Here is a 24,837-nt window from a genome sequence, read left to right as displayed (position 1 = left end):
AGGGGACTACGCGGCTCAGCAATTCGTCAGTTGGGCTTGCAATTCGCTGTCGCGGCGCTGCAGCGGCGGTTGATCACTCTGGAACGCGCGCTGCAGCTGGCGGGCGTTCTGTTCGTATTCGTCGCGCAGCTCGTGGCAGATCTCCGGCACGCTCAGCGGCCGGCATTGATCCTGCACCCAGACGTAGTTGCTGGCGACCAGTCCCGAGGTGACGCGGCCACGATTTGCCTCGGGAGCCGAAATGCCGGCTCCGCCAGGTTGTCCGTATGCCTGTGAGAGTGACGTCGGAAGTGCACCCAGCATGCCGAGCGGCGCCAGAAACGGTTGCGGGTGGCCATTGCTGCTGATGTAGAGCTTGCCATCGACGGCGTGCGCGCACTGGTACAAGGGGATCAGCGGCACGCTCGGCACAGCGGGTGCTGCTTCGGTGTGTTCGTCCGTAGTCGGCGTGCTGGATGGTGTGGATATAGCGGAAGCCGACGGCGCCAGTGCGCTCGGGTCGTTCGACAGCTGCAGCGTTTGCTGCCGTTGCGTCCTCGCGCAGGGCGCATCCTGATAGGTCACCTGCCCACTGGTTCCGCTGCACTTGTAGACCGTACCGGCGGTGGCCGGACCGCCGGTGACGACAAGCAACAACAGCAGCGTGATCAGGCGGGACATGCTGCGGACCTTCCTCAGAACTCGGCGACGTGTTCCTCTGCGGCGAAGCCCAGCGTCACCGCGCCTTCGCCTACGTTGACCATGCCGGTGATGCTCATCGGTGCTTCCATCAATTCGACGCCACATTCCTCGCAGGCCGCACGCAACTCGAGATAACCGGGTAGCTGCGGCAGCACGGCCAGGTCGCCGCCGTAGCTTACGCATACCAGCGGCACCAGCAGGCCGGCGCGCACCCGCCGCGTGGCATAGCCGAACAGCATCTCCGCGCCATGATCGAAGCCGCGTACCTTGCCGACCGGCGCGGTTTCGCCACGGAAGCAGCGCAACAGCGGCTTGATATCCAGCGCCGTGCCGACCATCGCACTGAACAGACTCACACTGCGGTCGCCTCGCTTCTTGATGCGGTTGCGCAGATGGATCAGGTCGCGCGGCAGCATGTAGCCGTAACTGTTGTTGGCGATATGGGTGAGGCGTTCGCGGATGACTGCGGGCGGCTCGTCGGCGGCGATCAGCCGTGCCGCCTCGTAGATCGCCGGTGCGGTTCCGGCAAAGACATTGCGGGTATCGACCACGCGCATCATGAACGGGCCGGGTATGCCCGCCTGCTCGCGCACCTGGCGATAATTCTTGAGGATCGCGAAGCTGGCGCGATTCACGTGTTCGTTGATCGGGCTGCGGGTAGCGGTGATGGTCAGGCAGAACACACAGTCGTAGCCCAGCACCAGCTTGTCGAGGAACAGTTTCTGCACCTCTTCCACCGGGCACGGCTCGGTTTCCGCCGAGTGGCTGCGGCTGCCTAGCCGGCGGTCGATGAAGCGCTGCAGTTCCTCCGGCCGGCGGTCGTCCATGAAGGTTTCGCGATCCAGCTTGACGGTGATCGGCATGATCGCAACGTTGTGTTGCTGCAGAAACGCCTGCGACAGATCGCAGGAGGCATCAATGGCCAGGCCCATCCGCATCACGTACCCCCGTCATGAATGGCGATCCCAACATAGCACGCAACATGCGACTGCGGCGTCAACCGAAGCCGCCCCCGGCCGGGCCGTCTTTGCCGATTCGACTGCTTGATTTGACGGCCTCGCCGCAAGCCGTGGACAGCCTCTAAGATGAGCCGTCTGCCTCTGGCATCCCGCCGGCGTGGCGTCGCCGGTAACGCATGACGAGTATCGGTTCCCTTATGAAAAGCAAGCAGGACATCGTTTCCAATTGGCTGCCGCGCTACACCGGCACGCCGCTCGAACAGTTTGGCCAACACATCCTTCTGACCAACTTCGGTCATTACGTGGAGCTGTTCGCGCAATGGCATGGGGTGGAGGTGCAGGGCCGCGACCGGCCGATGCCTAACGCCACCGCCGACGGCATCACCTTGATCAATTTCGGCATGGGCAGTCCCAACGCGGCCACCGTGATGGATCTGCTCAGTGCGATCGAACCGCACGCCGCGCTGTTCCTGGGCAAGTGCGGCGGCGTCAAGAAGAAGAACCGTCTTGGCGACCTGGTGTTGCCGATCGCGGCGATCCGCGGCGAAGGCACCAGCAACGACTACCTGCCGCCGGAAGTACCGGCATTGCCCGCGTTCCAACTGCAGCGTGCGGTGTCCACCATGATCCGCGATCTAGGCCACGACTACTGGACCGGCACGGTGTACACCACCAATCGCCGCGTGTGGGAACACGACGACACCTTCAAGGATTATCTGAGGCGTACCCGCTGCATGGCGGTGGACATGGAAACCGCCACCATCTTCGCCGCCGGTTTCGCCAACCGGATCCCATGCGGCGCGCTGCTGCTGGTTTCCGATCAGCCGATGATTCCGGAAGGGGTGAAGACCGAAATCAGCGACCGCCACATCACCTCGCAGTTTGTCGAAGCGCATATCAAGATCGGTATCGAGGCGCTCAAGCTGGTACGTCGCAACGGACGCAGCGTGAAGCACCTGCGCTTCGAAGAGGACATCGAACCGGAATGACGTGAGGCCGATCTTTCGCGGGTAGGAAGGCGGCTGTGTGCATCCCGATGCAGCCGCTATGGCACCAGAGGAATGATCGAACCTTGCTGTTAAAGGCAGCTGTTGCCGAACGGATAGCCATGGTGCGCCAGGCGCGCGGCTTGATGCAGCGATGAGCGGTGCCTGGGCTGTGCGGGTCGTTCGTCAAGACCTGCACGTGAAGTCATTTGATGTGGCCGTAATAAAAGATGCTGCATACATAAAAGGCATGCCGAAAAAATCTGATTCGGGCGATTCCCGCGAAGCGGAAATCTGCGTTGATGGCCACAAGAAGGTCAATGGATGACCCGCTTTGCCATTGGCCGATACGGGAAATGTCCGGTCGGCCATACACGTGGGCAATTCGAATTTCCACAATGGTTAGGCGCCCGCCACGTGGTTACTTGTCGAGAGGGTATTTCGCGTGCACGCTTTGGCCATTGGTCTTTATCGGTCGATAGCCATGGCGAAAAGATTTTTCAGCTTGCCTGTATGTCTATTGGCATTACTGATTTCGACAGGAGCGATTGCGCAATCGTACGATCAGCCCGAGCTCGACTTGTTCCAGGCGATGCGGCGACAGCCCAACCAGCTCGCCCGTTACCAGTATCTCGTGCGGGCCGTGCCGCATCTTCCCGCGTCGGATCAGGTGGTGGCCGGACAGTTCCGGTCGTTCTCGTTGAACGAACTGGGGCTGTACAACCAGGCCGTGTTGGGTTTTCCGCTCAGGAGCGAGCCGCCGCCTGGTCTGGTTCTGCCCGATCACGATGAATGGAAAGCTGCCTCCGCGGTCGATGTCATCACGGAACTCGCCGCCGATCGTCGTATCGTGATGATCAACGAGGCTCACCACAACGCACATACGCGCGAGCTCACTCTGGCTCTGCTGCCGCGCTTGCGGGCGCTTGGATTCACCTACTTTGCGGCCGAGGCATTGGGCGGGAACGATCCCGGGCTGATGCGTCGGGGCTACCCGGTCCAGACCAGCGGTTCCGAATACCTGCAAGAGCCCGTTTACGGCGAGATCGTACGCGAAGCGATACGGTTGGGCTTCATTCTCGTGCCCTACGACAATGCCATCCTCGACCCGCAAGCACGCGATGCCGCGCAGGCCGAGACCCTGTTCCGGAAAGTGTTTGCCAGCGACCCCCACGCGCGTCTGTTCGTGCATACCGGCTATGCGCACATCGACAAGGCCAGCGGGCGTCTCAACGACATCGAGCCAATGGCGATGAAGCTGGCAAAGTTGACGGGCTTCGACCCGCTGTCGATCGACCAGACCGAGTTCCTTGAATCCGGCCCGGATACGCCCGATGACTATCATGTGCTGATGCACCGGTTTCCTGCGCAGTCAGCCGAGGTGTTGGTCAACCGCATCACCGGCAAGCCATGGAGTGCGTTGCCGAAGCTCTATGACCTCGATGTGCTCCTGCCGATCGCGCTCGATGTGAAAACTTTCGGCGATAGCGTAAGAGGCACGTTTTCAGACTACGTCCACGCCCCGACGCGTCTCGTCGTGAATTCGCTGATCGCGCTCAATAATCTGCAACGCCCAAAGTGGCTGCCCTTGGGTGGGCAACGCCAGCCATTTCCCATTGATACCAATCTTTGCAGGACACAGGTTCCCTGCGTGATAAGCGCCCGCTACATCGGGGAGTCAGATGACGCCATAGCGGCGGACTGCTATGCATTCACTGAGCCGTATTCCAGCAGCAAGCTCTACCTGCGCCCAGGCCGCTACCGATTGCGCGCGTGGAATACCGTCGGCAAAACCCTGTCCGAGCAAGTCATACAGATAAACGGACCTTGAACAGCGGGATGTCGGAGCGATGCCATTCGACTCGAATCTTCTCGCGACACGACGGTATAACCTTAGCCTTCAGCGTAAGCGTCTGCGCGTCTGCCGCGAAAGCAGCGAGGCAGGCCATGTCGGCACGCTTGTCTCTGCAAGAAAATGCGCTGGTAATTGAATACTCATTGCCTTGCATACGATGAAAAAACAGGTTTCAAGGCATAGCTGACGCAACATATTTCGATTAATTCTAAACACCTTGTCATACGTAATAACGTGCGTTTATTTCGCAGTATGGTGCTGTTGACTTTTTGTTATCGAAACTCTTAGTGTCCCTGCTGAACAAATTGCTAACACGTTTATGAAAGCGCGTTTTCTAGCGGACAGCCAATTTGGATTGGCTGCATCAGTTACAAGCCGTATCGGGGTGCGGTTATTTATTCAATTCTTTCCGAAGTTCGGACCGTTGGGGAACCTAATCTAATGAACAGCAAAAAGTTGACGCATGTTAAAAAAGCGTACTTACGTCATAGCGCGCTGGCCGTTGCAGTCGCGATGGGATTCGGTGTGTCTGGACAGGTATTGGCTCAGGCCACCACCGGTTCCGTGTTTGGTACTGCGCCGGTGTCGTCTGGCGAGACGGTTCGCGTCGTTAGCAGCCAGACTGGCCTGACCCGCGAAGTAGCGGTCGGCAGCGATGGCCGCTATAGCGCCAACAAGTTGCCGGTGGGCGACTACACCGTGTCACTGGTGCAGAACGGCAGCGTGGTGGCTACGCACGAGCATGTGCAGGTGACCGTGGCCGGCGGCACGGCGGTGGCGTTTGCCGCTGCCGAGGCCAGCAAGAACGTGCAGAGCCTCTCCGGCGTCACGGTCACGGCCAACGCGCTGCCTGCGATCGACGTGTCCTCCACCCGCCAGACTTCGGTGATCACCGCGCAGCAATTGAAGACTCTGCCGCTGGCTCACAGCGCTGAAGCGATTGCGCTGCTGGCTCCTGGCGTGAACTCGGGTGCCTCCAACCTCGGTCAGGGACCGACCGGTACGCCGCTGGTTTCCATGGGCGGCAACAGCGTCGTCGAAAACGCCTATTACCTCAACGGTTTCAACACCACCGATCCGATCGGTGGCTCGGGCGGCATTGCGCTGCCGTACTTCGCCATTGCCGAGCAGCAGACCATCACCTCCGGTTATGGTCCTGAATACGGTCGTTCGACCGGCGGCGTGATCAGTCAGATCGGCCAGCGCGGCAGCAACGAGTTCCATGCCGGTGCGTACGTGTCCTACCGACCGGCCTTTGCCGAAAGCAACTACGACAACGTTTATTACAGCAATCCGCGGACGCCGGTCGGTGCTTTGGACAATGGTCTTGGGCCAGGAGAAAATGGCATTCCTCAGCCTTATCTGGCCCCTAGCCAGGGCACCACAGCCTATGCTCCCGGCTACGGCCATATCCAGACAGGCAAGAAGCAGAATAGCGACTGGGAAACGGTGTACGGCGCCTACCTAAGCGGTCCGCTGATCAAGGACAAGCTGTTCTTCTTCTTGACTGCCGAATGGCAGAAAGATAGCAACCAGTACGGCATAGGGAACAATGGCGTGACGTCGCCGTCGGGTTACTGGAAGTCGACGGCTCAAAACAAGCCCAAGGTGTATGGCAAGCTGGACTGGAACATCAACGACAGCAACGTGTTGGAGTTCACGGGCGTCCAAACCAAGGACCAGGACACCACCAGCAACTTCTACAACTACGACTACACGAACCAGAAAGTAGCCTCCTATTACGGTCCTGGCGTGACGACCAAGAACACCTTTGACGTTGGCATCCTCAAGTACACCTCGTACATCACCGACTCCCTTACGCTCGAAATGTCGTACGGCCTGATGACGGGGCAGTATTACGCCAGCCTGGCTGGCGGTGGGAATGCGGCACCTGTGTCCTTTGGCACGGGGGCGACTCAGCCGCCGGGCGTTGTCATTCCGAACCTGGTTGATACAACCATTGGCAACCCGGATCACAAAACCAAGACCGCCAACCTGCGCGTCGACCTTGATTGGAAGATCACGGCCGACCACGACATCAAGTTCGGTATCGACAACCTGCAGTACCGCGACGATCACGACGGTATAACGACCCTTGGTGGCGGTTCATATAATTATTTTAACGGCTTGCCGCCTTACGCCTCCACCGCGCCTTACGTCAATCCTCCTGTTAGCGGCAATTACGTCACGGAGAGTCTGTTTGGTTCGGACATCTCGCTGGCTGTCCGCCAAAAGGCACAGTATGTGGAAGACCGCTGGCAGGTCACGCCTAACCTGCTGCTTGACCTTGGTCTGCGCAACGACCAGTTCACCAACCTCGGCCCCGACGGCATTGCCTACGTGCGGGAAACCAAACCGCAATGGGCGCCGCGCCTGGGCTTCAGTTGGGACGTGTCGGGCGACAGCACGTTGAAGGTCTTCGGTAACGCAGGGCGTTATTACCTGGCGTTGCCGGCGGGCTTGGCCGCACGTAACTCGGCGTTTGGTACGGTGAACGGTGAAGTCACCTACACCTACACAGGCATCAGTGCGAATGGTGTTCCGACGGGGCTGACCCCGCTTCCCGTGGTCCTGGCTCCGGGTGTGACGAAGCCAGGCTACTACTCGCCGGATGGCGAGAATGGCGTTATCGGCAATCCCAAGGATTATGCCTCGACCAACCTCAAGGCTTCGTATCAGGACGAATACGTGCTGGGCTTCCAGAAGATGCTCGGCTCTACCGGTTTGGTATTCGGCATGCAGGCGACCTATGAGAAGGCAGGCAACCTCATCGATGACACCGACCTCGTAGCGTGTGGCACCATCGTTGGGGCCTTGGTCAATCCGGGCAAGACCAACTACATCCCGCAACCCTGCGGTTTGGCCACGTGGAATCCGAACACCGGCACGGGGGTTTTTACAAATTTCCTCAGTACGTTCCCGAAGGCATCGCGCAAGTACTACGCCCTGGATAGCTATCTGGAACACAGCTGGGACGGCAAGTGGTACGGCAAAGTCGACTACCTGTTCTCCAGGTCGTACGGCAGCAGCGAAGGTCCGACCAACACCGGTACGGGGCAGATCACGAACCAGAAGAGTGGCGGTGAGTCCGGTTCGACCACGGCGGCGTGGGACTTCCCCGACATCATGGCATTCGCCAACGGTGAGCAGGCCAATAGCCATCGCCACACCATCAAGGCCTTCGGCTCGTATGCCATTACGCCGGAGTGGATGGTCAGTGGCACCTTCATCATGCAGTCGGGTGCGCCGAATATCTGCTTGAGCGGCTATGGCGACACGATTGATCCGGATCTGTATGGCGGTGCTTATCAGCACTTCTGCGGTGGTGTGCCGAGCGGTAACTCGACGGTCACTGTCACTGTCATAGATCCCACGACGGGCCTGCCCGTGACCTCGCCTGTGGCTCATGGCGGCAAAGGCTCTCCTCCGGGGGCCAGTGGTCACACGCCGTGGACCCACATGCTCAACCTGAGCGTGACGTACGTGCCGGAATGGGCGAACAAGCACCTCACCCTCCAGGCGGAAGTGCACAACGTGCTCAACGAGCAGAATGCGTTGAATTACGCGGGCATCGCCAACGGTTACGTCGAGTATCAGGGTTCAACGTCTTACTACAATCCGATCTACAAGACCGCGGTTGCGACGGAACCGCCGCGCTACTTTGACTTCACCGCGAAGTACGAGTGGTAATAATCCCCGTTGGCAGTTCACCGGTGCCAGCCATGGTGCCGGTAACGGGAGCAACGAAAAAGGCCGCCGGTTATCCGGCGGCCTTTTTCGTTTCAGTGATCGAGACGTTGGATCAGCGGTTGCAGGAAATCCCGATAGCGCGGACTGCGTGCCGTATCGCCTCGAATGGGTTGGCGTACTTGTGCCGCACTGGCCGTGCTGTGTACATCGCGTTGCGTCTGGTGCGGCGAGAGGCACGCGGTGTCGAAGGGCAGTTGGCAGAATGAAAGCAGTTGCCGGATCTGTGTTTCGGGCTCCCGTACCAGCGTCTCGTAGGAAAGGTCGAACACGTGGCTCGGGTAACGTTCCTGCCAGTAATGGCTTAGGCGCCGGTAGTCGTTGTAATAGCTGGCCAGGTCGTCCAGGTCGTAGCTGAAGTGGATGCCTTCGCTGAACAACTGGCGGTAGCAGGCAAAACAGGTCTCGACCGGATCACGATGGCAGTTGACGATTTTGGCGCCCGGCAGCATGGCGCGAACGACGCCGACCCATTGCCAGTTCTGCAGCCCCTTGTCGGTAAAATAAGGGCGCTTGATGCGCCAGCGGGCGGTGCGGGCGAGATAGTTCTTGCCTAAACGTGCCCAATCCTCCGCTGTAGCGTCGGCCACCCAGTGCGGAAAGTTTTTGCCGCGCTGTTTCGATTCATCGTCGAGAACCTGCGACAAGTCCCTGATCTCATTGGCGCCTTCCACCAACGCATGCGAGGCAAGGATGTGCTCAACCAATGTCGATCCGGAGCGGGGAAGACTGGCGATGAAAATCGCCTCGGATCCGAGGGTCGGGTCGAGCGGAGCCGGCAATGGGTGACGAAAGGCTTCGATGATGTCCTCGTCATGCGCATGCTCGGCCGCCGCATCCCATGGCACCAACTTGCGTTTGAGTGCATTGGCCTCGCGCAATGCCTGAAAAGCGCCGGCGTAGTCATGTTGGTCTTCCAAGGCTTTGTACAGGCTGAAGCCGAGTAATACGCGTGCGTCAGGCGCAGGCCGCTGGTTTTGCAGGATGTGACGGATCTGCTTGGCATCCGTCAGGGTGAGTGACTCGGTTTTCAGATTGGCCAGTCCATGCCAGGCATGCGCTTGATCCGGTTGCAAGGCCAGTACTCTGCGGTATTCGGCAACCGCGTCCGGGATGTTGCCGCGTATCGTGAAAATGTCGGCGAGCGTATTGCGCGCATTGATGTGCTTTTCGTCCAGATCGAGTGTGCGTCGGAAAGCGTCCGCAGCCTCGTCCAGTTGCCAGTGCAATTTCAGTGCTTTGCCAAGGTTGTACCAGTTTGATGCCTGCATCGGGGCCAGTTCAGTGGCTCGGCGCAAGCAGACAAACGCTTCTTCCGTTGCGCCAGAATCATAAAGAGCACCCCCTAGAGTCGTCAGGATGCTTGGGTCATCAGGGCGTTGCTGCGCTGCTTTGCGCATGTACTCGGCAGCGGTGATGCTGTCGCCACGCATCTGACAGGCTATGCCGTACATGAGCTGAGCGCTGGCAAAGCCGGGCGCCTCGGCCAGCACGCGTTTCAAGGGTTGCTCCGCCAAGTCCGCGCGCCCTTGGGATAACGCCTTGCCGGCATCGCTCAGCCACTGGCGCGCTGCGGGAGAGAGGGAGGGAGGCGACATGGATTACCTGATGCAGATGGCTCGAAACCGGCGCCCAGTCTTGCATGTTCTCGACGGTAAAGAATGGCTGTATGGCGCCAAACGTTCCGCTTCATGGGGTGCGCGATTACCATGGACGGCGTCATGCAACTTCATGAGGGTTACTGCCTTGATTTACTGTGTCCCCGCCGTTCTGGGTCCCGATGAGCTGGCAGCCATCCAATCCAGACTGGAGAGTGCTTCTTTCATCGATGGAGCCGGCACGGCTGGCTGGTCCGCGCGTGAGGTGAAGCGGAATCTGCAAGTGACGCCGGGTGCGCCTGAATATGAGCAGATTGCACGCATTGTGCGTGAAGCCTTCATGCGTAGCGGGGAATTGCAGACGGCGTTGCTGCCGGCAGCGGCAACGTCGGTATTGTTCAACCGCTATGGGCAAGGCATGGAATACGGTCCCCATGTGGATACGCCGGTCATGGGAAGCATGAGCAATGCGGTACGTAGCGATATTGCCATCACCATTTTTCTCTCCGACCCGCGAAGCTACGATGGCGGCGAATTGACCGTATTCATGAACGGCATCAGCAGCCAATTCAAGCTTGAGGCGGGTGCCGCGATTGCCTATCCCGCCAACACGTTGCATCACGTAACACCGGTCACCCGCGGTGTGCGCGATGCGGCGATCATCTGGGTGCAAAGCCAGATACGCGATCCTGCGAAACGGGAGTTATTGTGGGATATGGAAAACGCCAAGCGTCTGACTTTCAGTCGCGAAGGCAAGAGCCCGGCTTTCGACCTGATCAGCAAGTCCCGCGCGAACCTGGTGCGCATGTGGGCGGAAACCTAACGGAGCCCGCACGCAAAGCGCGGAAGCTTTTCAGCGGCCATCGTGTGGCATCGAGCCGCGCTATGGCCGCCTCCTCCCGCAGGTTTGATCAGAGCTTCCCTTGATCAGCAGCCTTTGGTCCGCGATGCATGTGCGCCAGATCAGTAACGCGGCGTGCTGGGGTCGATCTCCGCGGCCCATGCATCCATGCCGCCTTCGACGTTGTGCACGTTGCTGAAACCATGTGCCGCAAATCGTTCGGCCATGGCGCGGCTGGAAATGCCGTGATGGCAGATGAAGGCCAGCGCGGTGTCTTTCGGCAAGTTGGCGAGGCTTTCGTAGCCTTCGTCTTCCAGCACCCGCGCCTGCGCCAGCGGCGCGGCTTGGGCGCGGCCGTGGGCCGGGCGTACGTCGATCAAGGTGATCTGGTCGGCTTCCAGCAAGGCTTTCAGCTCATGCACGCTGAGCGGCTTGATCTCCTGCGCGCCGGGGAATTTCAGGCTGAGGCCTTCGCCCTGCACGGTGGAGACCCAGTCGATCACGATGCCTTTGGCGCGCTGGGCGCTGGCCGGATCGAAGTGCACTTCCAGCCCGTTCGCGTGCGCCACGATGTCGTGTTCGCCGGCGGGGGCCAGCTGAAAGCCGGCGCTGTGGTCGGGGCCGATCTCAAGGTGCAGTGCCACGCCCTGCGCGTTCGCGGTGCCCTGGCGGATCGCCTCGGCAGCCGCATCGGTGATGGTGATCTGCGGCGGCGTGCGATCCGGTGCGCTCACGCCGAACAGCGCATGCAGCTCGCCACTGCCATACATCTGACGAATGATGTCGGCGCCGCCGACCAGCTCGCCTTCCACATAAAGCTGCGGAATCGTCGGCCACTCGCCGTAGGCCTTGATGCCTTCGCGGATCTCCGGGTCATCCAGCACGTTGACCGTGTGGTAATCGGGCAACAACTCATTGAGCGTGTTGGTGGCCGCGGCGGAGAAGCCGCACATCGGCTGCTGGCGGTTGCCCTTCATGAACAGCACCACGCGGTGGTCCTTGAGCAGGGTTTCGATACGTTCGCGGGTGGCGTTGTCGAGGGACATGGGGAGCTCCGGCAAAGAAGACAATGATACGCTGCCCGATATGCGGCGATCCTGCCGGCCTTCAAGGTCGTTGTTCAGGCGGCCCGGCGCAGCTCGCCCAGATGGCGCCGGCTGACGCCCAGCGGCGCCAGCGCAAGCGCCGCGGCGGGCGACGGCCATACCAGCTCGCGGCTGGCGCGGCCCAGCGCGGTGGACTGTTCGCTCCAGTGGATCAGCTCCATCGCACCGGTGTGGTCCTCGACCAGCACGGTGCAGTGCTCCACCCAGTCGCCGTCGTTGAGGTAGAGCACGCCGTCAAGTTCGCGCACGTGGCCGAAGTGGATGTGTCCGCAGATGTGGCCATCGAACCCGCGCCCGCGCGCATCGGCGGCGACACGCTCCTCATAGGCACGGATGTACGCCAGCGCCTTGCCGACATGCGATTTGATGATGATCGACAGCGGCAGGTAGGGCAGTTCCAGCCGTTGCCGCATGGCGTGCAGGCGGCGATTGCTCCAGCAGATCATGCGATGCATCGCTTCACCGAACAGCATCCAGCGGCGACCGACCTGCTCGGAGTCGAATTCGTCGCCATGGCTGACCCGATAGCGGCGGCCGTCGGCACCGACGTGCACGGCGTCCAGCGCGATCCGCACACCGCCGAAGTTCTGCCCGTGCAGACGGCGCATCGGCGCATCGTGGTTGCCCGGGATGTAGATGACCTCGACCCCGCGCCGCGCCAGCGCGAATATCTCGGCGATCACCGCACTGTGCGCGGCATGCCACCAATGCCGTTTCGCCAGCGCCTCCATGTCGATGATGTCGCCGACCAGATAGAGCTTTTCGCAACGCAGCTGGCGCAGGAAATCGAGCAGGTAAGCGGCCTTGCAATCGGGCGTGCCCAGATGCACGTCGGAGATGAAGGCGCTGCGGCAAAGAAAGGTATTCATGGCGCAATCCCCGGTAGTGGTCCGGGGCGCCAGTCTGCGATCGTTACGTCACCGCGGCATGGCGAACAGGTTGCAGCCTCGTTGCCGCCTAGCGGAGCGCTGCGCGAACGATCGGCTCGATCGCTTCCACCCACAACGCGTACTGCGCCGCCGAGGGATGCAGGCCGTCGTCGGCGACCAGATCGGGGTGCGCGCGCGAAATGCCGGTGACGTCGACGAAGTGCGTGCCTGCATGGTGGCTCTCGTCGCGGGCAATGGCGTTGTAGGCGTCCAGTTCTGCGGCGATGCGTGAGCGGTCGCGGCCTTGCTCATGGGCGAAGCGGGTGACGCCCCAGTCGGGGATCGACACCACCACCACGCGTGCTGCATGGCCACCGGCCAGCGTGATCGCACGAGCCAGCAGGCTGGCGAACTGGCCGCGGTACTCGTCGGCCGCGCGGCCGCGGTACTGATTGTTGACGCCGATCTGCAAGGTGATCAGGTCGTACGCCGGTGTCAGCGACGCCGCATCCATGCCTTGCGCCAGCTCGTCGGTAGTCCAGCCGGTGACGGCAACGATGCGTGGATCGTCGATCGCCACGCCCGCCCGGCGTAGGCGCTGCACCAGTTCGGCCGGCCAGCGGCTGTGCGCGGCCACCGCTTCGCCGATGGTGTAGGAGTCGCCGAGAGCCAGGTAGTGCAGCGGGGGTGTGGTGGACATCATTGGACGATTGAAGCTCAGGCCACTGCGGCCGCAGGGGCCTTCGTCTGTTCCCGGGCCATCCGTGCCAGCACCCGCTCGATCCGCACGAAGACCTCATGCAACTGTTTCGGCGGCGGCAGCAGAGTCAGCCGGAAATGGCGGCTGCGCGGTACGTTGAAACTGCTGCCAGGTACCACCAGGACCGATTCCTCTTCCAGCAGGCGCAGGGCAAACGCCTCGTCGTCGAAGTCGGCGAAGCGGTCGGCGCGCACCTGCGGGAAGGCATATAGCGCGCCGTCCGGCACGACCAGTTCCAGGTATTCGCTGGCGGCCACACCTTCCAGCACGGCGCGGCGCGCCTCATGCAGGCGGCCGCGGGGTGCGGTCAGTGCGCCGATCGTGGGCGCGCTGAGCAGCGCCGGCACAACGGCCCACTGTGCGGTCACGTTGGCACACAGGCGCAATGCGGCAAGCAGTTGCAGCGCATCACGATACGCCGCCGTACGTGTGGGATCGCCGGACAGGCTCATCCAGCCGACCCGGTAACCGCAGGCGCGATGCACCTTGGACAGGCCGCCGAAGCTGAGGCAGGGCACTTCGCCGGCCACTTCGGCCAGGGGCTGGAAGGTGGCGCCGTCGTACAGGATCTCGTCGTAGATCTCGTCGGTGAGCAGCAGCAGCCGGTGTCGTGCCGCGATCGCCACCAGCCGTTGCAGCAACGCGCGCGGATACACCGCGCCGGTCGGGTTGTTCGGGTTGATCAACACCAGGGCGCGGGTGCGCGGGGTAACCAGCGCCTCGATCTCGTCCGGATCGGGCAGATGACCATGGCTGGCAAGGCAGTGGTAATAGCGCGGCTGGCCGCCGTTGAGGATGGTGGCGGCGCTCCACAGCGGGTAATCCGGGCTGGGCAGCAGCACCTCGTCGCCGGGTTGCAACAGCGCGCGCAAGGACAGGTCGATCAGTTCGCTGACCCCGTTGCCGATGAATATGCGTTCAGGCTCGACGCCCCGGGCGCCACGAGCGCGCTGCTGCTCAGCGATCGTTTCGCGGGCGATTTCCAGGCCTTGTTCGTGGCCATAGGCTTCGCTGTCGTGCAGGTGGCAGGCGATCGCCTCGCGCAGATGCGCCGGCGCCTCGAAGCCGTAGCGGCCCGGGTTGCCGATATTGAGCTTGATAATGTCGAGACCGGCGGCTTCCAGCTCGCGCGCTCGCCGGGTCAGTGCACCGCGGATTTCGTAGCGCACGTCCGCCAGGTGCGCACTGGGTCTGATCGAAGCCACCACCGGTATCCTTTGAGGTCAACAGCCGGCGTTATCACCGGCAGATGGATGCTAGCAGCGTGATGCAGTGCAGCGCGAGCACCATTGGGGGCGAATTCCGGTTCATCGGCGGGCAATGCCCGGGCAAGGCATAATCCCCAGACCATGCAGACAGACCTTCGCCATGAGTGATGCCGAAACGATCGGGCGGCTGCGGCACATCGGTTGGCGTGGCGATGCCTTGCCCGCCGCCGGCCTGCGGCTGGCGCGGGTAGTCGCCCAGCATCGCGCCGGCTATGAGCTGCATGACGGCGAGACCCTGTTCGGCGCGCAACCGGACGGACGCTTTCTGAAGCGCGGGATCGACCCGGCCGAACGGCCGGTGGTCGGTGATTTCGTCGAGGTGGAAAGCGGCACGCCGCCGCACATCGTCACCGTGACGCCGCGGCGCACCGTGCTGTCGCGGGCCGCCGCCGGCGAGCGTTACGAACGGCAGCTGATCGCCACCAATATCGACTATGTGCTGGTGCTGACCGGGCTGGATGGCGACTTCAATCCGGCGCGGATCGAGCGCTACCTGTCATTGACCGAGGACTCCGGTGCCCAGCCGGTGGTGCTGCTGAGCAAACTGGACACGCGCGATGACGCGGCCGAGCAGATAGCGGCACTGCGCGCGCGGCTGCCGGCGGACATTCCTATCCATCCGCTGAACGGCAAGGACCCATCCAGTGTGGCGCTGCTGGCGCAGTATCTGCAGCCGGGCGACAGCGCGGTGCTGGTCGGTTCGTCCGGAGCGGGCAAATCCACCTTGACCAACACCTTGCTCGGTACGGCGACGATGGCCACGGCCGAAGTCCGCAGCCACGACAGCCGCGGCCGCCACACCACCACCCACCGTGCCCTGCTGCAGTTGCCCAGCGGCGGCTGTCTGATCGACACGCCCGGCATGCGCGAGCTGAAGCTCACCGGCGAGGAAAACCTCGACTTGTTCGCCGACATCGAGGCGCTGGCCGAGCAATGCCGCTTCGCCGATTGCGGCCACGGCAGCGAACCGGGGTGCGCGATCCAGGTAGCGCTCGACAATGGCGAACTGACGCCGGGACGCTGGCGCAACTACCTCAAGCTGCACGACGAGCGCGAGGAGCAGGCGGCGACGCTGGAGGCGCGCCTGCGTCGGCAGCGTGGCGGCCGGCCGACGGAGCGGCCGCACGGGCATCGCGGGCAGCGCGAGCGGGACTGAGAACAGGGTATCCCCGGCGCGCCGCTGTTGCGCACGGCGCCCCTCAAAGCATCTAGTATCGCGGCATCGTTGCTGCGGAGCGCAGGCATGCGTCGGTTGTCGTCGTCCCTCACATTCTTCTACAAGAAGATCTTTCCGGTGTTGTGGATCGGCTTCATGCTGACTGTCTTCGGCCTGCAGATCTGGGCGGTGCCACATGCCCGTGCGGACGCGCCATCGCAGCCGATTTTTCCGCTGGTGCTGATGCCGTTGCTCCTGACCGGCGTGATGTTCCTGCTCTACCGCAAGCTGCTGCATGATCTATTGGACGAGGTCTGGCTGGACGGCGACTGGGTGGTCGTGAAGAACCGCAACGAGAAGATTCGCGTGGCGCTGAGCGACGTGATGAACGTCAATGCCACCACCATGACCAATCCGCGTCGCGTCACGCTGATGCTGCGGACGGATTCCCGCTTCGGGCGCAATCTCACCTTTATACCGGCCAGCCCGCGCGGTTTCATGAGCGCGTTCCAGCCCGACCCGATCGCGACCGAGCTGATCCGGCGCGTCGATGCCTTGCGCGGAGTGTCGCGATGAACGTGCCGGCCAGCGCCATCGCGCCCGAATTGCAGCGCTACGCGGCGCTGGACCAGCGCCTGCTGGCGGCGGTGCGCGGCATCCACATCCTGTCGACAGTGGCGTGGCCGGCGTCGCTGGAAGGCCGCATGATCGAGGCCTACAGCCAGGGCCGGTTCGCCTTGCCCGAGGTGACCTACACGCGGCCGGATCTGACCGCGGCACGCGCCGAGCTGGCAGCGATCGAGGCGGCCGCCGGCGGCAGCGATCCGCACGATATCGACCCGCTCGGCGAGTACCTGCGCCGCACCGCCGAATCATGGCGGATCGCCGCCGAGATGCTGGAGTCGGCCGGCAGCGCCGGCGTCACCGCACCGTCGATTGCGCTGTACGGCAAGCCGGGCGATCTGATCCCCGGCAGCCAGCGCAGCAATCTCGATGCGGCACATTATTTTGTCGAACTGTCCGACGAGCTGGGTGCGGATCTGCTCGCCGATGACTGCAGTGTGGACATGCCGGCCATCGAGCTGCGCGACGAGCTGGCAAAGACGCTGGACGATTTTTTCGGCGCCGGCGTGATCAGGGTGGAAGTGGATGCCGAGCTGACCGCGAAGGCGGCGGCCGGTGCCACCCGCATCCGCCTGCGCGGCGACACCTGTTTCAGCGAATACGATCGTCATCAGCTGCTGGCGCACGAGGCGTTCGTGCACTCGCTGACCGCGCTGAACGGTCGCCAGCAACCCTTGCTGGCCTCGCTGGCGCGCACGTCGCCGCGAGTCACCGCGACCCAAGAGGGACTGGCCGTATTCGCCGAACTGATGTCCGGCGCGATCGACATCGCCCGGCTCAAGCGCATCAGCCTGCGCATCCTGGCGATCGACATGGCGCTGAACGGTGCCGATTTCGTCGAGGTCTATCGCTACTTCAGCAACTGCGGACAGAGCGCCGCGGACAGCTTCCATTCGGCGCAGCGGGTGTTCCGCGGCGTGCCGTTGAGCGGCGGCGCCGCGTTCGCCAAGGACAATGTGTACCTGTCCGGCCTGCTCACCGTGCACACGTTCTTTCGCTGGGCGTTCAAACAGCAGCGGATGGATCTGCTGCGGCACCTGTTTGCGGGCAAGCTGACCTTGCACGACGTGATCGCGCTGCAGCCGCATTTCGCGTCCGGTGCGATCCTGCCGCCGCGCTGGCTGCCGCCGTGGATGCAGCATGTGCACGGGCTGGCCGGCAAGCTGGCGTTCTCGGTCTTCATCAACGGCATCCACATGAACCGGGTACAGGGCGACGAGTTGCTGTCCAGCGTCTAGGGACGCCCTGGTTTATTCCGGCACCGGCCCCAGCCGATGGGAAAACCCATGATGGGGTGATGTCCCCAAGGCCCGCAGCCGCGCGCTACTGCCTGCGATTTTTCCGCACATCATGCCGCCCAGGTTGAATAGATCAGAGCGCCGCTGGCGCCGTTACGGTGCCGGTCAGAGCCGCCCCGGTGCTAACATCGCTGGCAATCGGTCGACGTGTCGACTGCCACTCCCTCCCTCGATAATCGCCGCCGATGTCCCTTCCCGAAGAACTGCGCCTCGCCGCCCTCGAATATCACCGCCTGCCGCGCCCCGGCAAGATCAAGGTCACCCCCACCACGTCGCTGCTGACCCAGCGCGACCTGTCGCTGGCCTATTCGCCCGGCGTCGCTGCGGCCTGCGACGCGATCGTCGAAGATCCGACCACGGCGGCGGAGTACACCGCGCGCTCCAACCTAGTGGCGGTGATCACCAACGGCACTGCGGTGCTGGGCCTGGGCAATATCGGGCCGCTGGCCAGCAAGCCGGTGATGGAAGGCAAGGGCGTGTTGTTCCAGAAATTCGCGGGCATCGATGTGTTCGACATCGAGATCGACGAGAACGACCCGGACAAGCTGGTCGACATCATCGCCAGCCTCGAACCGACCTTCGGCGGCATCAACCTGGAAGACATCAAGGCGCCGGAGTGCTTCATCGTCGAGCGCAAGCTGCGCGAGCGGATGAAGATCCCGGTGTTCCACGACGACCAGCATGGCACCTCGATCATCGTCGGCGCGGCGCTGGTCAACGCGCTGGTGGTGGTCGGCAAGCGCATCGAGGACATCCGCATCGCCACCACCGGCGCCGGTGCGGCCGGCATCGCCTGCCTCGACATGCTGGTGGCGCTGGGCGTGAAGCCCGAACACATCCTGGCATTCGACCGCCACGGCGTCATCCATACCGAACGCACCGACCTGGACCCGGACAAGCTGCGTTACGCGCGCGACACCAAGGCGCGCGGGCTGGCCGAGATCGTCCAGGATGCGGATGTGTTCCTGGGCCTGTCTGCCGGCGGCATCCTCACGCCGGAAATGGTGGCGACGATGGCGCCGCGGCCGATCATCTTCGCGCTGGCCAATCCGAATCCGGAGATCACTCCCGAGGAGGCCAAGGCGGTGCGGCCGGACTGCATCATGGCCACCGGCCGTTCCGACTATCCGAATCAGGTCAACAACGCACTGTGCTTTCCGTACCTGTTTCGCGGCGCGCTGGACGTGGGCGCCACGGTCATCAACGAACCGATGAAGATCGCCTGCGTGCACGCGATCGCGGCGCTGGCGCGGCGCGAGTCGTCCGATGTCAGCGCGCGCGCCTACGGTGGCAAGCCGCCGAGCTTCGGCCCGAACTATCTGATTCCGCAACCGTTCGATCCGCGCCTGTTGTTGCAGCTGCCGCCGGCGGTGGCGCGGGCGGCGATGGACTCGGGCGTGGCCACGCGGCCGATGGCCGACTTCGCCGAGTACAACGATCGCCTGACCAGCTTCGTGTTCCGCACCGGATTGTTGATGAAGCCGGTGTTCGAGCGCGCCAAATCCGCGCCGTGCCGGCTGGTCTACGCCGAAGGCGAGGAAGAAACCGTGCTGCGCGCGGTGCAGGTGGTGGTCGACGAAGGTCTGGCCAAACCCATCCTGATCGGCCGCCCGGAAGTGATCGAGAAGCGCATCAAGCGCGCCGGCCTGCGCATCCAGCCGGGCGTGGACGTCGAAATCTGCAACATCAACTCCGACCCGCGCTTCGACGACTACTGGCAGCACTATCACCGCCTGATGCAGCGCCGCGGCGTGACGCCGTCGATGGCCAAGGCGGTGATACGTTCGCGCCCCACCGCGATCGCCTCGCTGATGGTCGAGCGCGGCGAAGCCGATGCGATGATCTGCGGTCTGGTCGGCCAGTATCAGGGCAAGCTGCGCTATATCCGCGACATCATCGGCCTCGATGAAGGCGTGGTGGAGCCGTCGGCAATGGCCGCGGTATCCACCGACAAGGGCACGTTCTTCTACCTCGACACCCACGTGCAGGACGACCCGTGCCCCGAGCAGATCGCCGAGGCGACCTTGCAGGCCTCGATTCGGCTGAAACTGTTCGGCATCACGCCGAAGATCGCACTGCTCTCCGGCGGCAATTTCGGCAGCCGCGACACCTGCGGCTCGAAGAAGATGCGCAAGGCGCTGGAGTTGATACGCGCCCGCGCCCCGCGGCTGGAAGTGGAAGGCGAGATGCAGGCTGATGTGGCGCTGACGCCGGCGTTGCGCGAGAAGCTGTTCCCGAACTCGCGGCTGGAGGGCAAGGCGAACGTGTTCGTGTTCCCGAATCTCGACGCGGCCAATATCGCCTACAACATGACCCGCATGCTCAGCGACGGCGTGGTGATCGGACCGATCCTGATGGGTGTGGCCAAGCCGGCGCACATCCTGATGCCGCAATCGACCGTGCGCCGCGTGGTCAACATGACCGCGGTCGCGTGCGTCGAGGCGCAGATCCGCGCGGCCAACCGCCAGCAAGGCTGAGCGGGCATGGCGGCGGCCGCTTGGCCGCTTGCCATGCGTAGCCGCATGGATGGCTGAATTGGCGGGCGTCCGGCCCAGCGGCTAGACTTGTACGTTGATCCCGCCGCAATCCCCGGCGGCGGGTATTCCCCTCAAGCTTGGCGCTGCAACGGCGCCGCGGAGAATTTTCATGGATCAGCTCGACGATATCCTCAATCAGGACATCGACCCCACCGAAACCCGGGAGTGGATGGACTCGCTCGACGCGGTGATCCATCACGACGGCACCGAACGCGCGCATTTCCTGCTGGAACGGATGGTCGACAGCACACGTCGCGCCGGTGGCTACCTGCCGTTCGATCCGACCACTGAGTACGTCAATACCATCGCGCCGGCGAACGAGGCGAAGATGACGGGCGACGCCGCGATGGAATGGCGCATCCGCACGTTGATCCGCTGGAACGCGATGGCGATGGTGGTGCGTGCGAACCGTAAGCCGGGCGAGCTGGGTGGCCACATTGCCAGCTTCGCCTCCAGCGCCACCTTGTACGACGTGGGCTTCAACCATTTCTGGCGCGCTCCCAGTGCCGATCATCCGGGCGACCTGGTGTTCCATCAGGGCCACTCCAGCCCCGGCATCTACGCGCGATCGTTCCTCGAAGGCCGGCTGGCCGAGGATCAGCTCGACCTGTTCCGCATGGAAGTGGTCGGCAAGGGCCGCGCGCTGTCGTCGTATCCGCATCCGTGGCTGATGCCGGACTACTGGCAGGTGCCGACGGTATCGATGGGTCTGGGTCCGATCCAGGCGATCTATCAGGCACAGTTCTTCAAGTATCTCGAGCATCGCGGGCTGATTCCGAAGAGCGACCGCAAGATCTGGTGCTTCATGGGCGACGGCGAGTGCGACGAGCCGGAGTCGCTGGGCGCGATCTCGCTGGCCGGCCGCGAAGGGCTGGACAACCTGATCTTCGTGATCAACTGCAACCTGCAGCGGCTGGACGGCCCGGTGCGCGGCAACGGCAAGATCATCCAGGAGCTGGAAGGCAGCTTCCGCGGTTCGGGCTGGAACGCGATCAAGCTGGTCTGGGGCAGCTACTGGGATCCGCTGCTCGCCCGCGACAGCAAGGGCGTGTTGCGCAAGCTGATGATGGAAACCGTCGACGGCGAGTACCAGGCGTGCAAGGCCTTCGGCGGCGCGTATACGCGCGAGCATTTCTTCGGGAAATATCCGGAAACGCGCGAGATGGTCGCCAACCTCAGCGACGACGACATCTGGCGGCTGAACCGTGGCGGCCACGATCCGCACAAGGTCTACGCGGCGTATCACGCGGCGTCGAACACCAAGGGCATGCCGACCGTGATCCTGGCCAAGACGGTCAAGGGCTACGGCATGGGCGCGGCTGGCGAATCGCAGAACCCCACCCATCAGCAGAAGAAGCTGGACGACGAGTCGGTGCGGCATTTCCGCGACCGTTTCCAGATCCCGATCAGCGACGACAAGCTGAAGGACGTGCCGTACTACCACCCGGGCAAGGACTCGCCGGAAGTGCAGTACATGCTGGAGCGGCGCAAGGCGCTGGGCGGCTTCCTGCCGCAACGCCGGCGCAAGGCCGACGCGAAGCTGAAGACGCCGGACTTGGCTGCATTCGAGCAGATCACCAAGGGCACTGGCGAGCGCGAGATTTCCACCACGATGGCGCTGGTGCGCGGCATCAACCTGCTGCTGCGCGACAAGCAGCTGGGCGAGCGCGTGGTGCCGATCGTCGCCGATGAGGCGCGCACGTTCGGCATGGAAGGCATGTTCCGCCAGATCGGTATCTATGCGCCGTTCGGCCAGAAGTACAAGCCGCAGGATTCCGACCAGCTGCTGTATTACCGCGAGGACCAGAAGGGCCAGGTGCTGCAGCAAGGCATCAGCGAGGCCGGCGGCATGGCGTCGTGGATGGCCGCGGCGACCAGCTATTCGATCAGCAACCAGGCGATGCTGCCGTTCTTCATCTACTACTCGATGTTCGGTTTCCAGCGCATCGGTGACCTGTGCTGGGCGGCCGGCGACATGCGCTCGCGCGGCTTCCTGGTCGGCGGTACCGCCGGTCGCACCACGCTCAACGGCGAAGGCCTGCAGCACGAGGACGGCCATTCGCACCTGATGGCCGGTGCGATCCCGAACGTGAAGTCGTACGACCCGACTTTCTCGTACGAAGTCGCGGTGATCCTGCAGGATGGCGTGCGCCGGATGATGCAGGAGCAGGAAGACATCTACTACTACATCACCGTGATGAACGAGAACTACAGCCATCCCGACCTGCCCGTAGGCAGCGAGGAAGGCATCATCAAGGGCATGTACCTGTTCAAGGATGGCGGCAAGCCGAAGAAGGGCGAGCCGCGCGTGCAATTGCTGGGCTGCGGCACGATCCTGCGCGAAGTGATCGCGGCCGCCGAGCTGCTGGAGAAGGACTTCGGCGTGAAATCCGACATCTGGTCGTGCCCCAGCTTCATCGAGCTGCGTCGCGATGGCTTCGACGCCGAACGCTGGAACCGCCTGCATCCGGAGGCCGAGCAGCGCGTGCCCTACGTCACCGGGCTGCTCGACGGCCGCCAGGGTCCGGCGATCGCGGCTACCGACTACGTGCGCGAATTCGCCGACCAGATCCGCGCGTTCATGCCCGACGGCATGCGCTATACCGTGCTGGGCACCGACGGCTTCGGCCGTTCGGACACGCGTGCGCACCTGCGCGAGTTCTTCGAGGTCGACCGTTACTGGATCGCGCATGCCGCGCTGGCCGCGCTGGCGAAAGACGGCAAGGTCAACGCCAAGGATGTCAGCCGTGCGATCAAGGAATACAAGCTCGACCAGGACAAGCCGAATCCGCTGACCATGTGATTCCGCCCGCCTCGCCGGCGTCATGCCGGCGGGGCGCGCTCAGCGCGACAGCACTTCCTGGATCGCCTCCAGATCGTGGCCGCGGGTTTCGATGCCGCTGCGCGCAAGCATCCAGCCCGCCGCCGCCAGTGGCAGCGCGATCAGCACAGCCGACAGCATGAAGTGGTCGAACAGGCCGGCCACGCCGAGTCCCGCGCCGAGAATGCCGCCGAACTTCGAACAAGCGGCGATCAGCCCGGCGCCGCTACTGCGCAGGTGCACCGGATAGATTTCGGCCGCGTACGGGATCAGCGTAGCGATCACGCCGCTGATGCTCAGCAGCAGCAATACCGTACCGAGCATGGTGAGCATGGATGAACGCAGATCGGCCAGATCGATCACGAAGAAGAACAGCAGGGCGCAGGTCGCCATGGCGGCGAACAGCACCAGTGTGCGGATGCTGCTCCAGCGCTGGTAGAACCACACGACGATGCCGATGCCAGGCAATGCGAGGATCGCCGAGCGCGCCAGCAGCGCGCTGCTGGCGTGGGCGTCGATGCCCAGCTTGACCAGGTTCGCCGGCAGCCACAGCAGGAAGCCGAAGTTCACCAGGCCCCAGCCGATAGCGCATATCGCCAGGCCCCAGGTGATATGCGCGTGCCGGCCGCGCAACAGGCGGCGCAAGCCGATCCGCGCCGGCTCCTTCGCCGCCGGCGCGGCTTCGGGCTGGTGGTCACGTACGACGGGCAGGTCCGCGGCCAGCGCGCCGCCGGAGAAACGCTGCAGCACGGCGCGCGCCTGGTCCTCCAGCCCGGCCAGCGCGAGGAAGCGTGGCGACTCGGGAATGTAGCGGTTGAGGAACACGATCAGCACGCCAGTCGGCAGGTTGAGCAGCCACAAAGCGCGCCAGCTGAAGGCGGGCTCGAACAGCGTCGCCGCGCCCGAGGCCAGCAGGTAACCGGCCGAGGTGCCGATCCCGCCCAGGGCGACCAGCAGCCAGCCGCGATGCGCGGTGGGAATCGTCTCGGCCATCAGGGTGAAGGTGATCGGCAGCATGCCGCCGGCGGCGGCGCCCATCATGAAACACATCACCAGGTTCCAGCCAAATGCCGGCATCGCGCCGCAGATCGCCGTGCCCATGAACATCAGCGCGGACAGCAGGATCGTCGCGCGGCGGCCGAACAGGTCGCCGAGGCGGCCCCACACGATCGAGCCGACCGTGGTGCCGATCAGCGCCGACAGCGCCAGCCATCCCGCGGCCGAACGGCTGATGCCGTATTCAGCCGACATCCCCGGCATGACGAAGCCGATCGTCGCCGGTTTCATCACGTCGACCGCCAGTGCAATGGTCAGCACGGCCACCAGTTTCCAATGCTCGCGGTTGAGCGGTATGTGGTCGGTGACGTGGAACGGCAACGGGCTGTGCCGAGCGTGCAGTGCGCGCCGCATCTGCTCCATGCGCGGCATCAGGCCGTAGCCGGCCAGCAGCACGCCGAGCGGCACCAGCGCCATGCCGACCAGCATCGCGTTGTCCATCGGCATGCCGGCGAGGTGGTAATGCATCGGCGCGGCCATCGCCAGCATCGGCAGGTGCGCCAGCACGCCCGCGACCACCGCCGCGCAGCCCAGCCAGAACGCCGCAGGGTGATGGAAGGTGATGTCTCTTGGACGCATGGTTGACCGCCGCGGCACGAAGCGGCCAGCTTAGCTGCTGCATTGGCGCGGGGACCAGAAGGGCTAGCTGCTGCAGCAAGGCATCGGCGATGCCTC

General features: G+C 63.4%; 18 protein-coding genes. 10 read left to right on the top strand and 8 right to left on the bottom strand.

Annotated elements, in window-relative coordinates:
* Positions 1 to 15: 15 nt before the first annotated feature.
* Both BUA26_RS06570 and BUA26_RS06565 read right to left on the bottom strand, forming a co-directional pair.
* Positions 16 to 660, bottom strand: a complete 645-nt coding sequence (locus BUA26_RS06570) for a DUF4124 domain-containing protein (RefSeq protein WP_072758899.1) — start codon at positions 658 to 660, stop codon at positions 16 to 18.
* A gap of 14 nt (positions 661 to 674) precedes the next feature.
* Positions 675 to 1,619, bottom strand: coding sequence for a DegV family protein (locus BUA26_RS06565; protein WP_178368548.1), 945 nt, complete (start codon positions 1,617 to 1,619; stop codon positions 675 to 677).
* Between the two features lie 218 nt (positions 1,620 to 1,837).
* Between BUA26_RS06565 and BUA26_RS06560 the strand changes: the two genes are divergently transcribed.
* The 4 genes from BUA26_RS06560 to BUA26_RS06550 all read left to right on the top strand — a co-directional run bounded on the left by BUA26_RS06560 (position 1,838) and on the right by BUA26_RS06550 (position 8,171).
* Complete coding sequence (locus BUA26_RS06560) at positions 1,838 to 2,629, top strand: AMP nucleosidase (RefSeq protein WP_072758895.1); 792 nt, start codon at positions 1,838 to 1,840, stop codon at positions 2,627 to 2,629.
* A gap of 151 nt (positions 2,630 to 2,780) precedes the next feature.
* The gene (locus BUA26_RS20420; RefSeq protein ID WP_178368547.1) at positions 2,781 to 2,954 is read left to right on the top strand and encodes a hypothetical protein; all 174 of its coding nucleotides are present in this window, start codon (positions 2,781 to 2,783) and stop codon (positions 2,952 to 2,954) included.
* A 117-nt stretch (positions 2,955 to 3,071) separates the two neighbouring features.
* Positions 3,072 to 4,457, top strand: coding sequence for a hypothetical protein (locus BUA26_RS06555; RefSeq protein WP_255368188.1), 1,386 nt, complete (start codon positions 3,072 to 3,074; stop codon positions 4,455 to 4,457).
* Positions 4,458 to 4,922: 465 nt separating this feature from the next.
* Complete coding sequence (locus tag BUA26_RS06550) at positions 4,923 to 8,171, top strand: TonB-dependent receptor (protein ID WP_083572892.1); 3,249 nt, start codon at positions 4,923 to 4,925, stop codon at positions 8,169 to 8,171.
* Between the two features lie 92 nt (positions 8,172 to 8,263).
* Here BUA26_RS06550 and BUA26_RS06545 read toward each other — a convergent pair whose 3' ends face one another.
* On the bottom strand, positions 8,264 to 9,826 hold the full coding sequence (locus BUA26_RS06545; protein ID WP_072758892.1) for a tetratricopeptide repeat-containing sulfotransferase family protein: 1,563 nt from the start codon (positions 9,824 to 9,826) through the stop codon (positions 8,264 to 8,266).
* Here BUA26_RS06545 and BUA26_RS06540 point away from each other — a divergent pair.
* The gene (locus tag BUA26_RS06540; protein WP_255368187.1) at positions 9,825 to 10,649 is read left to right on the top strand and encodes a Fe2+-dependent dioxygenase; all 825 of its coding nucleotides are present in this window, start codon (positions 9,825 to 9,827) and stop codon (positions 10,647 to 10,649) included. The two genes, BUA26_RS06545 and BUA26_RS06540, sit on opposite strands and share 2 nt — an antisense overlap.
* A gap of 140 nt (positions 10,650 to 10,789) precedes the next feature.
* Here BUA26_RS06540 and grxD read toward each other — a convergent pair whose 3' ends face one another.
* The 4 genes from grxD to BUA26_RS06520 form a co-directional block, all read right to left on the bottom strand.
* Complete coding sequence (gene grxD / locus BUA26_RS06535; protein ID WP_072758890.1) at positions 10,790 to 11,713, bottom strand: Grx4 family monothiol glutaredoxin; 924 nt, start codon at positions 11,711 to 11,713, stop codon at positions 10,790 to 10,792.
* 74 nt (positions 11,714 to 11,787) lie between these two features.
* Positions 11,788 to 12,642, bottom strand: a complete 855-nt coding sequence (locus BUA26_RS06530; protein ID WP_072758889.1) for a UDP-2,3-diacylglucosamine diphosphatase — start codon at positions 12,640 to 12,642, stop codon at positions 11,788 to 11,790.
* Positions 12,643 to 12,730: 88 nt separating this feature from the next.
* Entirely contained in the window at positions 12,731 to 13,342 is a 612-nt protein-coding gene (locus BUA26_RS06525; RefSeq protein WP_072760128.1) for an SGNH/GDSL hydrolase family protein, read from the bottom strand.
* Between the two features lie 17 nt (positions 13,343 to 13,359).
* The gene (locus BUA26_RS06520) at positions 13,360 to 14,607 is read right to left on the bottom strand and encodes an aminotransferase class I/II-fold pyridoxal phosphate-dependent enzyme (protein ID WP_072760126.1); all 1,248 of its coding nucleotides are present in this window, start codon (positions 14,605 to 14,607) and stop codon (positions 13,360 to 13,362) included.
* A 163-nt stretch (positions 14,608 to 14,770) separates the two neighbouring features.
* Between BUA26_RS06520 and rsgA the strand changes: the two genes are divergently transcribed.
* The 5 genes from rsgA (at position 14,771) to aceE (ending at position 23,088) form a co-directional block, all read left to right on the top strand.
* Positions 14,771 to 15,826, top strand: coding sequence for a ribosome small subunit-dependent GTPase A (rsgA, locus tag BUA26_RS06515; RefSeq protein WP_072758888.1), 1,056 nt, complete (start codon positions 14,771 to 14,773; stop codon positions 15,824 to 15,826).
* A gap of 87 nt (positions 15,827 to 15,913) precedes the next feature.
* Positions 15,914 to 16,402, top strand: a complete 489-nt coding sequence (locus tag BUA26_RS06510; protein WP_072758887.1) for a hypothetical protein — start codon at positions 15,914 to 15,916, stop codon at positions 16,400 to 16,402.
* Entirely contained in the window at positions 16,399 to 17,688 is a 1,290-nt protein-coding gene (locus tag BUA26_RS06505; RefSeq protein ID WP_072758886.1) for a peptidase MATCAP family protein, read from the top strand. The genes BUA26_RS06510 and BUA26_RS06505 overlap by 4 nt, the downstream gene beginning before the upstream one ends.
* Before the next feature lie 245 nt (positions 17,689 to 17,933).
* Positions 17,934 to 20,225 carry an NADP-dependent malic enzyme gene (locus BUA26_RS06500; RefSeq protein ID WP_072758885.1) on the top strand — a complete coding sequence of 764 codons (2,292 nt, stop codon included), beginning with the start codon at positions 17,934 to 17,936 and terminating at the stop codon, positions 20,223 to 20,225.
* A gap of 169 nt (positions 20,226 to 20,394) precedes the next feature.
* Positions 20,395 to 23,088, top strand: a complete 2,694-nt coding sequence (aceE, locus tag BUA26_RS06495) for a pyruvate dehydrogenase (acetyl-transferring), homodimeric type (RefSeq protein WP_072758883.1) — start codon at positions 20,395 to 20,397, stop codon at positions 23,086 to 23,088.
* A gap of 39 nt (positions 23,089 to 23,127) precedes the next feature.
* Here aceE and BUA26_RS06490 read toward each other — a convergent pair whose 3' ends face one another.
* Complete coding sequence (locus BUA26_RS06490) at positions 23,128 to 24,741, bottom strand: MFS transporter (RefSeq protein ID WP_072758881.1); 1,614 nt, start codon at positions 24,739 to 24,741, stop codon at positions 23,128 to 23,130.
* Positions 24,742 to 24,837: the final 96 nt, after the last annotated feature.

Source organism: Rhodanobacter sp. OK091 (assembly GCF_900142825.1).
In the GTDB taxonomy this organism is placed as follows: Bacteria; Pseudomonadota; Gammaproteobacteria; order Xanthomonadales; family Rhodanobacteraceae; genus Rhodanobacter.
Note: the sequence above shows the minus strand (reverse complement) of the source record. Positions and strands in the feature narration are given on the sequence as shown.

Bases quoted from the DNA above. Each gene is read 5' to 3' on its own strand.
- rsgA (WP_072758888.1), top strand. From the start codon at position 14,771: ATGAGTGATGCCGAAACGATCGGGCGGCTGCGGCACATCGGTTGGCGT.
- aceE (WP_072758883.1), top strand. From the start codon at position 20,395: ATGGATCAGCTCGACGATATCCTCAATCAGGACATCGACCCCACCGAA.
- BUA26_RS06540 (WP_255368187.1), top strand. From the start codon at position 9,825: ATGGATTACCTGATGCAGATGGCTCGAAACCGGCGCCCAGTCTTGCAT.
- BUA26_RS06550 (WP_083572892.1), top strand. From the start codon at position 4,923: ATGAACAGCAAAAAGTTGACGCATGTTAAAAAAGCGTACTTACGTCAT.
- BUA26_RS20420 (WP_178368547.1), top strand. From the start codon at position 2,781: ATGAGCGGTGCCTGGGCTGTGCGGGTCGTTCGTCAAGACCTGCACGTG.
- BUA26_RS06530 (WP_072758889.1), bottom strand. From the start codon at position 12,642: ATGAATACCTTTCTTTGCCGCAGCGCCTTCATCTCCGACGTGCATCTG.
- BUA26_RS06565 (WP_178368548.1), bottom strand. From the start codon at position 1,619: ATGCGGATGGGCCTGGCCATTGATGCCTCCTGCGATCTGTCGCAGGCG.
- BUA26_RS06560 (WP_072758895.1), top strand. From the start codon at position 1,838: ATGAAAAGCAAGCAGGACATCGTTTCCAATTGGCTGCCGCGCTACACC.
- BUA26_RS06510 (WP_072758887.1), top strand. From the start codon at position 15,914: ATGCGTCGGTTGTCGTCGTCCCTCACATTCTTCTACAAGAAGATCTTT.
- BUA26_RS06505 (WP_072758886.1), top strand. From the start codon at position 16,399: ATGAACGTGCCGGCCAGCGCCATCGCGCCCGAATTGCAGCGCTACGCG.
- BUA26_RS06525 (WP_072760128.1), bottom strand. From the start codon at position 13,342: ATGTCCACCACACCCCCGCTGCACTACCTGGCTCTCGGCGACTCCTAC.
- BUA26_RS06490 (WP_072758881.1), bottom strand. From the start codon at position 24,741: ATGCGTCCAAGAGACATCACCTTCCATCACCCTGCGGCGTTCTGGCTG.
- BUA26_RS06570 (WP_072758899.1), bottom strand. From the start codon at position 660: ATGTCCCGCCTGATCACGCTGCTGTTGTTGCTTGTCGTCACCGGCGGT.
- grxD (WP_072758890.1), bottom strand. From the start codon at position 11,713: ATGTCCCTCGACAACGCCACCCGCGAACGTATCGAAACCCTGCTCAAG.
- BUA26_RS06500 (WP_072758885.1), top strand. From the start codon at position 17,934: ATGTCCCTTCCCGAAGAACTGCGCCTCGCCGCCCTCGAATATCACCGC.
- BUA26_RS06545 (WP_072758892.1), bottom strand. From the start codon at position 9,826: ATGTCGCCTCCCTCCCTCTCTCCCGCAGCGCGCCAGTGGCTGAGCGAT.